The organism is Thermogemmatispora sp., from assembly GCF_019683635.1.
Classification (GTDB): domain Bacteria; phylum Chloroflexota; class Ktedonobacteria; order Ktedonobacterales; family Ktedonobacteraceae; genus Thermogemmatispora.
Genome location: NZ_JADGIA010000003.1, coordinates 39,148 through 52,322, shown reverse-complemented (window position 1 = coordinate 52,322; position 13,175 = coordinate 39,148). Strand labels below are relative to the sequence as shown.

Sequence of the window (13,175 nt, the reverse complement as noted above, 5' to 3'; positions counted from 1 at the left end):
CTTTCGCAATGTTCATTACGTTCAATAGCCTTGTACAGATCGTGCTCTTCTTAGCGCTAGTTTTAGCGCTGACGAAGCCGCTCGGTCTCTATATGACCAGAGTTTTCAACGGCGAGCGCACCTGGCTGTCGCCGGTCTTCGCTCCGCTAGAGCGCTTCCTCTACCGCGCTTGCGGTATTGATCCCGCACGGGAACAACGCTGGACCGGCTACGTGATCGCCATGCTGGTTTTTAATCTGGCTGGCATGCTCTTGCTCTACGGGCTGGAGCGGACACAGCAATGGCTGCCGCTCAATCCGCAGCATCTGGGGCCAGTTGAGCCACAGCTGGCGTTTAATACAGCCGCCAGCTTTACGACGAACACGAACTGGCAGAACTACGCTGGTGAGCAGACCATGAGCTACCTGACCCAGATGGCCGGTCTGGCTTATCATAACTTTATCTCGGCGGCCACCGGTATGGCCCTGGCCGTGGCTTTAGTGCGCGGTCTGGCGCGCCGCAGCGCCGAGCACCTTGGCAATTTCTGGGTTGACCTGACGCGCGCCACGCTCTATATCCTGCTGCCCATCTGCCTGGTCGGGGCCCTGATGCTGGTTTCACAGGGCGTGGTTCAGAATTTCAATTCTTACACGGTCGTCCATACCCTCGACGGAGGGCTGCAGGTCATCGCTCAGGGACCAGTGGCCTCCCAAGAGATCATCAAAGAGCTGGGGACCAATGGCGGCGGCTTCTTCAACGCCAACTCAGCCCACCCCTATGAGAACCCGACCGCCCTGACGAATCTGATCGAGATGCTGGCGATCATCAGCATCGGTGCCGGCATGTTCTACATGTTCGGACGCATGGTCGGCAATACCCGTCAGGGCTGGGCTTTGTGGGCCGCCGCTGCCATCCTCTTTGTCCTCGGCCTGGCTGTGGCCCTGCCCGCCGAGCAAGGCGGGAATCCTTTACTCGCGCATCTTGGGGTCAACCAGCAGGCTTCCGCCCTGCAGCCCGGCGGCAACATGGAGGGGAAGGAGGTGCGCTTCGGCATCACTGACTCTGTGCTCTTTACGGTGACGACAACCGCTACTTCCTGTGGGGCTGTCAATAGCTTCCTCGATAGCTATACACCGCTTGGCGGTCTGGTACCTCTGGCCAATATAGCCCTGGGTGAGGTGATCTTCGGCGGTGTCGGTTCGGGCCTCTACGGCATGCTGATGTTCGCCATCCTGACGGTCTTTATCGCCGGGCTGATGGTGGGGCGCACGCCAGAGTACCTCGGGAAGAAGATCGAGCGTAAAGAGGTCATGATGGCCGCTCTGGCACTGCTGATTAGCCCGGCCACGATCCTGGGCTTTGCCGCCGTGGCCAGCGTCTTGCCCCAGGGCCTGGCTGCGTTGACGACAAACACCGGCCCGCACGGCCTTTCGGAGATTCTCTATCTGTATACCTCCTCAAACGGCAACAACGGTTCAGCCTTCGCCGGCCTGGCTGGCAATACGCCTTTCTACAACTGGACCGGGGCCTTTGCCATGCTGATCGGGCGCTTCGCCTTCCTGACCCCCATCCTGGCCTTTGGCGGCTCGCTCGTCAGTAAGCGCGTGGTCCCCGCCGGACCAGGCACCTTCCCGACGACAGGGCCGCTCTTCGTCTCGCTTCTGGTGGGAGTTATCCTGATCGTGGGAGCTTTGACCTACTTCCCGGCTTACGCCCTCGGGCCAATTGTTGAACACTTGCTGATGCTGGCAGGAAGGACCTTTTAAAGAATGAGTAGCCACACACTGGAAGTGCGACCGTGGAAGACACGGCGCAAAGGAGCCGTCTCGTCTTTCAATCCGCAGATCGTGCGCCATGCCTTACTGGATGCATTCCGTAAGCTTGATCCACGCTGGCAGATCAAGAATCCGGTGATGTTCGTGGTGGAGGTCGGTAGCGTGATCACGACTATCGAGTTCGTGCGCCTGCTACTGACCGCCCCCGGGCCGACCTTCCCTGCTGAGCGTTTACATAACGAGACGCTCTTTGTGCTGGCCGTCAGTCTCTGGCTCTGGTTTACGGTGCTCTTCGCCAACTTCGCAGAGGCAATGGCTGAGGGACGCGGCAAGGCTCAGGCTGAGACACTGCGCCGCGCGCGTACGACCACAATGGCCAAGCGCCTGCGCCGTCCCGAGCGCTCGGCTCCCTGGGAGGAGGTGCCCGCACCCGCCCTGCGCAAAGGCGATTATGTGCTGGTAGAGGCTGGCGATGTCATTCCTGGCGATGGCGAGGTGATCGAGGGGGTGGCGGCGGTCGACGAATCGGCCATCACTGGCGAGTCGGCCCCGGTCATCCGCGAGAGCGGCGGCGACCGTAGCGCTGTGACCGGCGGGACACGCGTGCTCTCAGATTGGATTATCGTGCGCATCGGCGCCAATCCCGGCGAAACCTTTCTCGATCGCATGATCGCCCTGGTCGAGGGAGCGCAGCGCCAGAAGACCCCGAATGAGATCGCCCTCAATATTCTGCTGGCCAGCCTGACCATCATCTTTCTGCTGGTCGTGGTCTCGCTGGAGCCATTCGCCATTTACTCGGGAAGCCCGGTCTCGATTGCAACCCTCATCGCCCTGCTGGTTTGTTTAATCCCGACGACAATCGGCGGCCTGCTCTCCGCCATCGGTATCGCGGGCATGGATCGCCTGGTACAGCGCAATGTGCTGGCCATGAGCGGACGCGCTGTAGAGGCCGCCGGCGATGTCGATGTGTTGCTGCTCGATAAGACGGGAACTATTACCCTGGGCAATCGCCAGGCAACACGCTTTCTCCCCCTGCCCGGCATCGACGAGCAGGCTCTGGCCCGAGCAGCTCTGCTGGCCAGTCTGGCCGACGAGACGCCCGAGGGTCGCTCGATTGTGGCGCTGGCCCGCGAGCGTTTCGGAATCGGCGAGGAGACCAGTCTCCAGAAGCAGGCCAGTCGCTTCGTGCCTTTCTCAGCTATGACGCGCATGAGCGGCCTTGACGTGCTGGCTGATGCCGACGGGCAGGCTGCCAGCATCAAGGACGAAGAGGAGGCGACTCCTCCTGTGCGCACCATTCGCAAAGGGGCTGCTGAGGCGATTATAGCCTATGCGCGTGAACACGGAGGCGATGATACACATGGTGAGCTGCTGCAGCGCACAGTCGATGAGATCGCCCGCGCCGGAAGCACGCCTCTGGTGGTCGCTGAGACCTGGCACACCGGCCAGGATCACCAGGAACAGGCCCGCGTACTGGGCGTGATCGAGCTGAAGGACATTGTCAAGGGCGGCATGCGTGAGCGCTTCGAGCAGCTGCGCCGCATGGGCATTCGTACAATTATGATCACAGGCGACAACCCCCTGACTGCGGCTGCGATCGCTCGCGAGGCCGGCGTCGATGACTTCCTGGCTCAGGCTACGCCGGAGACCAAGCTGAAGCTGATCCGCGAGCAGCAGGCCGGCGGACGCATGGTCGCTATGACCGGCGACGGGACCAACGATGCCCCCGCGCTGGCGCAGGCCGATGTCGGCGTCGCCATGAATAGCGGGACTCAGGCCGCCAAAGAGGCCGCCAATATGATCGATCTGGACTCGAATCCGACGAAGCTGATCGAGATCGTGGAGATCGGCAAGCAGCTGCTGATCACGCGCGGTGCGCTGACAACCTTCAGCATCGCCAACGATGTGGCGAAGTACTTCGCCATTATCCCGGCGGCCTTCTCGGCCACCTATCCGCAGCTGAATGCCCTCAATATTATGGGCCTGGCTACCCCACACAGCGCGGTGCTCTCGGCGGTCATCTTTAACGCTCTGATCATTATCGCGCTGATCCCGTTGGCCCTGCGCGGGGTGAAATACCGCCCGATCGGTGCCGGGCCACTGCTGCGGCGCAACCTGCTGATCTACGGCCTGGGCGGCATCGTGGCCCCCTTCGTGGGCATTAAGCTCATCGATCTGCTGCTTTCGCTGTTGCACTTAACGCTCTAAACCGTCTTGTTCAAGGGGATAAGCACCATGCATCTGCATCTATCATTGAAGTCTCTCTTGCGTGAGTATCTCCGCCCGGCGCTGATGCTAACGCTGCTCCTGACTATTCTGCTGGGGCTACTCTATCCAGGGGTGGTCACCGCTCTGGCGCAGCTGCTCTTTCCCTACCAGGCCAACGGCAGCCTGCGCTATGCCGATGGCCGGCTGGTCGGTTCAGAGCTGATCGGGCAGTATTGGACCTCGCCCAAGTACTTCCACGGACGGCCCTCGGCCACGCTGAGCGACGACGGCAGCCACCTCCAGCCCTACAATGCAGAGAATTCCGGCGCCTCCAATCTCGGGCCCACCAACAAGGTCCTGGTGCAGACAGTGCAGCAGCGTATTGCTGAGCTGAAACGTGAGAATCCAGATGCTCCACCGGGGCCGGTGCCCGCCGATCTGGTGACGGCCTCCGGCTCTGGCCTGGACCCCGACATTTCGATAGCTGCCGCGCTCTACCAGGTGCCGCGTGTGGCCAAGGCGCGCGGGCTAAGTCAGGAGACAGTGCGCCAGCTTGTACTGAGTCATGTTCAGGGGCGCTTTCTGGGCATCTTCGGCGAGCCTCATGTCAATGTACTCGATCTGAACCTGGCGCTCGATGCCCTCAAACACTAAGGCTGGCCGAGTGACAGAGGGGATGGATCAGCTGGAGAAGCCCACAGCACAGCAGGGAGGAGCCTGCCAACGATGAGCGAGCAGAGAGCAAGCCGTGATTCCAGCGATAGGCGCCCCTCTCCCGAGGAACTGCTGCAGCGCTACGGCCTGCGCGATGAGGATCTGGCCGGGCAGCAGCAACCCCAACAGGGGGCCGCTACGGCTGGCAGCGACCACAGACCAGCAACAGGCCCAACCCCGGCAACGGCGGCGCACCCCCCACGGCCTTCTTCGGGCCGCCGCGGGCGCCTGCGCATCTACCTGGCCGCCGCCCCGGGAGCGGGCAAAACCTATGCGATGCTCAACGAGGGCCACCGGCGCAAGAGTCGCGGAACTGATGTGGTCATCGGCTACGTCGAGACCCACGGGCGCCCACGTACCGCCGAGCAGATCGGCGATCTGGAGGTCATCCCTCGCAAGAAGATCGCCTACCGCGGCCTGACCCTTGAAGAGATGGATCTGCAGGCCATCCTGGCGCGACGTCCCCAGGTGGTGCTGGTCGATGAGCTGGCCCATACCAATGTCCCCGGCTCCAGGCACGAAAAGCGCTATCAGGACGTGCTGGAGCTGCTGGAGGCCGGCATCGATGTGGTGACCACCCTCAACATCCAGCACCTGGAAAGCCTCAACGATATTGTGGCCAACATTACAGGCGTGCAGGTGCGCGAGACGCTGCCTGACTGGATTCTCGATCAGGCCGACGAGGTTGAGCTGATCGATATCTCGCCCCATGCCCTGCGCCAGCGCATGAAGCACGGCAACATCTACCCCCGCGAACGCATCGATGCTGCCCTCAGCAACTTCTTCCGCGAGGGGAACCTGACGGCTCTGCGCGAACTGGCGCTCCGGCGCACCGCAGAGAAGACCGAGGCTCAGCTGCAGCAATACATGGCTTCGCATAGGATCAACAAGCTCTGGCCGGCCTGCGAGCGCGTCCTTGTCGGCTTTGATCACCGTCCTCACAGCCGCCAGGTGATCCGCGATGCCTGGCGCCTGGCGCACAGCCTCCAGGCTCAGCTGATCGCTGTCTCTGTTGAGCCAACCGGCTTCTCCGCCATGACGGCACGCCTGGTGCGCCTGCTCAAATATGGCCGTCGCTTGCGCGCTGAGGAAGAGGTTGCGCGGCGCCGTCTTGAAGAACATGCCTTGCTCGCTGAGGACCTGGGGGCCGAGGTGCTCCATGTGCGCAGCCACGACATCGCCCAGGCGCTCGCTACCATCGCCCGCGAGCGCCGCGTCACCCTGATCGTCCTGGGCCTCCCAACACGCCGCCGCTGGGAGGAGCTGCTGCGCGGCTCATTGGTCAATCGCCTGCTCCGCCTGAGCAGCGACATCGATATCCACCTTGTGCCGCGTCGTCCCGCTAGCCAAGCAGAGGCGGAGGACAGCGCTTCATCCGGCACATAGGCGCCTGGCCTGGCTGGCAGACGCGCGGTTCACATGGTTGACGACCAGGCCGGCAGGCAGCCGCGTTTCCGCTCCCGGGCAGGGGCTTGACAGCTTCGCTCCCAGGCTGCTATACAACCTCCTGTATACTGCTGATGAGACTTCCCTCTTTGGGGGAGCGGAGAAGAGGAGCTGTTGACGGATGGAGCTACGCGGGAAACGTGTTTTGGTCATGGGGCTGGGCTTGCAGGGCTCAGGCATCGCTGCAGCCCGCTATGCTGCTGAGCAGGGCGCCATTGTGCGCGTGACCGATAAGAAGCCGGCGGACGTGCTGGCCCCCAGCATTCGCGCGCTGGCGGGCCTTCCCATTGAGTTCATCCTCGGCGCACACCGTGAAGAAGACTTTCGCTGGGCCGAAATCGTTATCCGCAACCCGGGCATTCCACGCAATTCACCCTACCTGCAGATCGCCCGCGCTCACGGCGCTCAGATCGAGATGGAGCTGGCGCTCTTTATGCTTGCCTGTCCGGGACGCACTATCGGCGTCACTGGCACACGTGGCAAGACCACTACCACCACGCTCATCTACGAGATCCTGCGCGCCGCCGGCAAGCCTGTGGTCATTGGCGGCAACGTTGCTGGCGTTGAAACGCTCTCGCTGCTGCCCCAGGTCACGCCCGAAACCCTGGTGGTCCTGGAGATGTCAAGCTGGCAACTGGAGGGCTTCGAGCAACACCACATCAGCCCTGCTGTGGCCGTCATGACCAATCTCTACCCCGATCACCTCGACACCTACGCCAGCATGGAAGAATACGGCGCAGCCAAAGCCAATATTTTCCGCCATCAGCGGCCCGAAGACCTGGCCGTCTTCAACTACGATAATCCCTGGACACGCCGCTTCGGCGAGGAGGCCCCGGGCCGCACCTGGTTCGCCAGCCTTGAACGCGGTGGCAGCTTTCCCCGTGGCTCCAACGCGCTGCAGCCTTTTACCTTCCGCGACACTCCTCTGCCTGGCCGTCACAATCTGGAAAACGTGCTCCTGGCCACTACTGTCGCCCGCCTGCTAGAGATTCCCGACGAGATCATCGCCAGCACCGTGCGCCAGTTCCGCGGCGTCGAACACCGCCTGCAGGAGGTGGCCACCATCGATGGCGTGCGCTATATCAACGATACAACCAGCACCACGCCGATCGCCGGGCGCATGGCCCTGCTGGCCTTCAATGAGCCACTGATCCTGATCGCCGGTGGCAACAGCAAACACCTGCCGCTGGAAGACTGGCCAGCCCAGATTGTGGCTCGCTGCCGCGCTGTGCTCCTGCTCCAGGGCAGCGGCACGGAGGAGCTGCTGCCCGCCCTGCGCGCTGAAGCTGCCAGGCAGGGACGCCCTGACCCGGTCCGGGGGATCTTCGACCGCTTTGAGGAGGCCCTCGATGCCGCTGTGGCTTTGGCCCAGCCAGGCGACGTCGTGCTGTTCTCGCCTGGCTTCACCAGCTTTGGCATGTTCCAGAACGAATTCGAGCGAGGGCGGCGCTTCATCGCCTATGTGCGCGCTTTGCAGGAGCGCAAAGGACAGCAGCAGGAGCCAGAGCACGATCACTAGCAGGGGAAGCTCAGCCTCCAATACGGACTAAGACCGCCAATGCAAAAGAGAGCTGCACCCGCGAGAGCGAAGTGCAGCCCTCCAGTCTCTGCCTGGCCGACCCGACCAGGCCGCAGAGAGCGGCTCAGCGCGGCCCGGCGGAGCGTACTTCCTCACCTGGCAGCGTAAACTGCTTGAAATTCTCCTTGAAGCGCGCCGCCAGCTCCACTGCCTGGCGATCGTAGGCTTCAGGATCAGGCCAGGTAGCGCGAGGATTGAGCAGCTCCGCGGGCACGCCGGGGCAGGCCACGGGCACATGCAGCCCGAAGACGGGGTCTGTGACCGTCTCCACACCCTCCAGCTCGCCGCTGATCGCCGCTCGCACCATCGCCCGCGTATAGTTGATGTTGATGCGTCGCCCCACCCCATAGGGACCACCGGTCCAGCCCGTATTAACCAGGTAGCAGCGCACCTTGTGGGCAACAATGCGTTCACGCAGTAGATTGGCGTATTCTCCGGGACGCAACGGCAGGAAAGGCGCCCCAAAGCACGGGCTGAATGTCGCCTGCGGCGTCGTCACTCCTGACTCCGTCCCCGCCAGCTTACTGGTGTAGCCGGAGAGGAAATAGTACATCGCCTGCTCTGTCGTCAGCCGTGAGATCGGAGGCAGTACCCCGAAGGAATCCGCCGAGAGGAAGATGATCGCCTGGGGATGACCGGCACGACCCTCCAGGACTACGTTGTCGATAAAATCGACCGGGTAGGCCGCGCGTGTATTCTCGGTAATCGAGGCATCCTCATAGCGCGGCTCGCGCGTCTTCTCATCGAGGACGACATTCTCATAGATGGCACCGAAACGCATGGCGTTCCAGATCTGCGGCTCATGCTCGCGTGAGAGATTGATACACTTCGCATAGCAGCCGCCCTCGAAGTTAAAGATCCCCGTATCGCCCCAACCATGTTCATCGTCGCCAATCAGGCGACGTGTTGGATCAGCCGATAGGCTCGTCTTACCGGTACCCGAGAGGCCGAAAAAGAGCGCGACATCGCCTTTCTCCCCCACATTGGCCGAGCAGTGCATCGGCAGAACTCCCTGGGACGGCAGCATAAAATTGAGGACCGTGAAGACCGCTTTTTTCATTTCGCCGGCGTAGTGGGTCCCAGCGATCAAGATCAGGCGTTCCTCAAAGTCGATAATGATGGCCGTCTCTGAGCGCGTGCCGTGGGTCCGAGGGTCAGTATGGAAATTGGGCACGCAGAGAATCGTGAAGCCCGGGCGCTCGCTGGCCAGATCCTCATCCTTCACACGCAGGAAGAGCTGACGCGCGAACAAATTATGCCAGGCCAGTTCCGTAATGACCTGCAGCGGTATGCGGTAAGCCGGATCAGCCCCGGCAGCGGCATCCAGCACATAGACGTCGCGCCCCTGCAGATAGGCGGCCAGGCTGCGACGCACCATTTCGAAATGCTCCGGCGCCATCGGGTGATTATTCTCACCCCACCAGATGCGTGACGCCGACTCCTCATTCGAGACAATGTATTTATCCTTGGGAGAGCGCCCCGTATGTGGGGCGGTCTTGGTAGCAAGCGCGCCGTTTGAGGCCAGCACTCCCTCCCCGCGTGCCAGAGCATGCTCAACCAGGATGGCCGGGGCAAGATTCCAGTGGATCTTGCCCAGGTTCATCAGCCCATATTCTTCCAGGGCCTTCCGGCTCATCATCATTGTCATAGAGTGTTCTCCTTTTAGGGCACGTTGGCAACGGCTTTGTCCTCCCGCCGCATGCCTACCCGCACAGGCTCCTGAGCGGAGACTAAGAAAAATCAGTGGCATAGCCCGATAAATATGCCCAACAAGCACAATGAATAAAGAGAAGCAAGGCGCTCAGGCAAGCCCGGCGCTCGGCATACGCGCGTGTGCGTATCCGTCTTTGAGCGTCCGCACAGCAACGTTGATGCCCCTACCGGTCGTTAGTTTATCAAACTTGACCGGGACAAAGCAACCCATTGAGCCGTGGATCTGGCACTGTTCGCCCGGCTTCTCCAGACGCCAGACAACAGCATGGACCGGGCTGCAGCGAGCTGCGCCGGCGTTTTTGACCTAACGGTTGCTTATCCATTGGCAAAAAAACTTGTATAGGTTGTTGGCACTCACCAGCCCTTCTGCGCGCTGGGACGGAGCCGGCAGACTTCAACAGCATCTCCTGCCTCGCAGGCATTCGCTCCACTTCGCTACCCACATTCTCCCCTCAGAGGCAGATACTTGCGACTTTCAGCTCATTTATTCGTTTTCTTCTATAGAGGGACGGCAGGGTATCCACATGTCTCCGGGACGGCCTATTGCTCTCACTACCTCTTGCTCCTTTCCTTGTTAACAGAGGGTGCCTGGACACGCTCGCCTGTCTCCCGTCTCCAGGGAGGGAAGGCGCTGCTCACGGCCCGGCTAAAGGTGGATCGCCTGCTGTCTAGCATCGCATCGGGAAGGCAAGAAGATGGCTCGCTTTCTACCCGCTCTTCGTCCCGCTGGCCCAGCTCCCACTGTCGGCAACGGCGGCGAAACCGCTTCGCGCTCGCTTGTCAGGCTGGCTTTCTGGCGCCTGCGTCGCACCTGGGGCCTGCTTTCGCTGACAGCGCTGGGTCTGCTGGCAGCAGTCATGATTATCTGCACTGTACCTCTCTACTCCGCCCTGACGCTCTCCCTCGGCTTGCAGGAAGCTTTCCACTCTCAGCCCCAAAGCGCCGATATCCTCGTACAGAGCAGTGCTGAACAACTCTCTGTCTCTGGACTCAGCCATGCTTCTGCTCTGCTTGATCAGGAGTTCCAGCGCCTACTTGGCAGTTATTTGAGCACCGCTAATCTCTCCATTGTTACCCCCCCCGTTCCGCTTCTAGACACACAGACCCAGATCGTGAGCGGCAGCGAGGTTCAGCTGGTGGCAGAACCAGCGGCCAGCCTGGCCACTCATGCTTCCTTGCTGACAGGCCGCTTTCCCCAGGCGACGCTGCCCGCCCCCACGGCGGATATCTTGGAGATCGCTCTCTCTTCACAGGAAGCCAGCCAGCTGAAGGCTCGCCCCGGTTCGACCTTTACGGTGCAGTTTGCTTATGTGGAGATTCCTACTCAGCGCATCGTCTACAATGTGACACTGCGTGTGGTGGGAATCTTCTCACCCCACACCGACCCGTCGTTCTGGCAGGGTGCCACCTTCACGGCTTCCCCTCGTGGAGTGAGCGACGGCCAGCAGTTGGGCCTACAATCGACGTTCCTGACGACCACCGAGAGTCTGCTGGCTCTCTTCGACCGCTTTGGACAGCAAACGCATGGTCTTGTTTTGGAGGAACCTTTCACGCTTTCCTGGCTCTACCGCATCGATCCTCAGAAGGCCAGTATTAGCGATCTCCATCTGCTGTTTGCCAATATCGATCAGGTTGAAAGCGAGGTTGTCAACAACCCAGGGCTGAATACTCCGCCTCTGATAGAGCACCTGCAGGTGAATCTGCCCAGCGACGCCTTGCAGGAGTTTTACGATCAGATGAACACGGCCACGATCCCTCTGTTCTCTCTGGTGACGCTGGTGATGGCCCTGGTGCTCTTTTTTATCGCGATCATGACCGATCTGCTGATCGATCGTCAAAGTGAGGCGGTGGCTATCTTGCGCAGCCGGGGCGCCAGCCGCCTGCAGGTTGCTGGCATGTTCTTTCTTCAGGCCCTGCTGCTGGCAATGCTGGCCCTGGTTGGCGGTCCGCTCCTGGCCATCGCCCTGGTGCTCAGCCTGGCCCATGTGTCCCTGCCAGACAGCGGGCAACTCACGCAGCAGCTGCTGATCAGCCAGCCAGTGCAGACCCTGTTTTCGCTCGGCGGCTATGCGCTGGCTGCCACCCTGGTGGGCCTGCTAACGATGGCTTTCACGATCGGACGTGCGACGCGCTCCGATGTGCTGGCCCTCCGCCGCGAGGCCGCTCGCACAAGCCAGGCCCCGCTCTGGCAGCGCCTCCATCTCGATGTGGTGGCCGCGCTGCTGATGTTGCCCGGCTATGGAATGGCTTTCTATTTGACGCATTCGAATGTGCTCGATGCCCATACTCGCCTGATCTTGCTGGCTCCACTTACGCTACTGGGAGCAGTCTTGTTGATCATCGCTGGTCTGCTGCTGCTCCTACGTCTTTTGCCATTGATGCTGACTGCCGCAGCCCATCTGGCAGCAGGCCGCCGTGGCCTGGCTCCGCTGCTGGCCCTGGCCCAAATGGCGCGCGCTCCACGCCAGTCGCTGCGTATGACGCTGTTGCTGGCTCTGGCAACCGCCTGCCTGCTTTTTACCCAGGTGCTGCTGGCTTCGCAGGTTCAGCGTAGCGACGATAGCAGCGCTTTTCAGGTAGGTGCCGATTTCAGCGGTGCATTCTTGCAGCCTCATGCGCCGAACGAACTGGCAACGCTGACAGCGGCCTATCGCCGACTGCCGGGTGTGCTCTCGGCTTCGCTCGGTCACGCAACGACACTCTCGGGGGGCGGCACTCAGAATCTTTCAATTGCCCTACGGGCGGTTGATGCTGAGACATTCACCCGTACAGCCCGGTGGACGCGGGCGGACTCCGCCGTACCTCTGCCCACGCTGATGCAAGCGCTGGTCGCAGCCCGAAAGAGGGCGATAGTCGCCCATGTAATACCCGCTATTGTCGATGTCAACGCCGCTCGGTCCTTGCAGATCCAGCCCGATCAGACCTTTACGCTGAATAGCAGCGACGGTCAGATCTCACTCGCTTTTCAGGATGTAGCGACGGTTGATGCTATTCCGACCATTGTCTCCTCATCTCTGCCGAGCGGCTCGTCAAGCGACGATATCCCGGCAGGTGGCGTACTCATCGACTATAGGACCTATGTCTCGGTCTTGCAGAGCCAGCTTCAGCAAGCCTTCGTCGCCCAGGCGGCCCCGCTCAATTACGCCTGGCTGAGAACGGTGGACGATGGCAGCCAGTTGGCTGCGCTGCGCCAGCAACTCAGCAAAGGGGCGCTGGCGCTTTCGCCGCTGCTTGATCGGCGCTCGCTACGCGCCGGGCTGCTGCGCGCTCCGCTCTATCTGGATCTGATCGGAGTATTGACAATCGGGGCCACCAGTGCACTGCTGCTGGCTCTCTTCGGAAGCCTGACGGCTTCCTGGTTGAGCGTGCGCCGTCGTCTGACGGCATTTGCCGTGCTGCGGGCCTTGGGCAGCAGTCCTGGGCAGCTCGCCGCGACGCTGGCCTGGGAGCAGCTCTTGATCTATGTGTTCGCTCTGACTCTCGGCATCGGCCTGGGAGCCTTGTTCTCCTGGCTGAGCGTGCCGACCCTGGTTTTTACTGCTACCAGCGGCAATGCACCGGCAGCGGCTTCCTCGGGGGCTTTCTATGTGGCGCAGAGTATGCCGCCTGTGCAACTCGCGATCCCTGCCTGGCTCCCTACCATTCCCGCCCTCCTGCTGGGACTCTTCATCCTCGCTTTGGGAATGATGATGCGCACAGTCTCGCGCCCTGCTGTGAGTTATGTGCTGCGAGTCAGCGAGGATTAGATAGGTAGGCTGCAA

7 protein-coding genes are annotated in these 13,175 nt (G+C 61.5%); 6 read left to right on the top strand and 1 reads right to left on the bottom strand.

Annotated elements, in window-relative coordinates; genetic code table 11:
- The first annotated feature begins 8 nt into the window (after window positions 1-8).
- The 5 genes from kdpA to murD all read left to right on the top strand — a co-directional run bounded on the left by kdpA (window position 9) and on the right by murD (window position 7,641).
- Entirely contained in the window at window positions 9-1,745 is a 1,737-nt protein-coding gene (kdpA, locus tag IRZ31_RS00890) for a potassium-transporting ATPase subunit KdpA (protein ID WP_297148537.1), read from the top strand.
- 3 nt (window positions 1,746-1,748) lie between these two features.
- Entirely contained in the window at window positions 1,749-3,962 is a 2,214-nt protein-coding gene (gene kdpB, locus IRZ31_RS00885; protein ID WP_297148534.1) for a potassium-transporting ATPase subunit KdpB, read from the top strand.
- Between the two features lie 27 nt (window positions 3,963-3,989).
- Window positions 3,990-4,616 carry a potassium-transporting ATPase subunit KdpC gene (gene kdpC / locus IRZ31_RS00880; protein ID WP_297148532.1) on the top strand — a complete coding sequence of 209 codons (627 nt, stop codon included), beginning with the start codon at window positions 3,990-3,992 and terminating at the stop codon, window positions 4,614-4,616.
- A 72-nt stretch (window positions 4,617-4,688) separates the two neighbouring features.
- The gene (locus IRZ31_RS00875; RefSeq protein WP_297148530.1) at window positions 4,689-6,062 is read left to right on the top strand and encodes a universal stress protein; all 1,374 of its coding nucleotides are present in this window, start codon (window positions 4,689-4,691) and stop codon (window positions 6,060-6,062) included.
- 181 nt (window positions 6,063-6,243) lie between these two features.
- A complete protein-coding gene (gene murD / locus IRZ31_RS00870) occupies window positions 6,244-7,641 on the top strand; it encodes a UDP-N-acetylmuramoyl-L-alanine--D-glutamate ligase (RefSeq protein ID WP_297148528.1) in 1,398 nt (465 codons plus the stop codon).
- A 124-nt stretch (window positions 7,642-7,765) separates the two neighbouring features.
- On the opposite strand, the gene pckA is transcribed toward murD, so the two are convergent.
- Window positions 7,766-9,340 carry a phosphoenolpyruvate carboxykinase (ATP) gene (gene pckA / locus IRZ31_RS00865; protein WP_363325619.1) on the bottom strand — a complete coding sequence of 525 codons (1,575 nt, stop codon included), beginning with the start codon at window positions 9,338-9,340 and terminating at the stop codon, window positions 7,766-7,768.
- A 769-nt stretch (window positions 9,341-10,109) separates the two neighbouring features.
- Here pckA and IRZ31_RS00860 point away from each other — a divergent pair.
- Entirely contained in the window at window positions 10,110-13,160 is a 3,051-nt protein-coding gene (locus IRZ31_RS00860; RefSeq protein ID WP_297148524.1) for an FtsX-like permease family protein, read from the top strand.
- The last annotated feature ends 15 nt before the right edge of the window (window positions 13,161-13,175 follow it).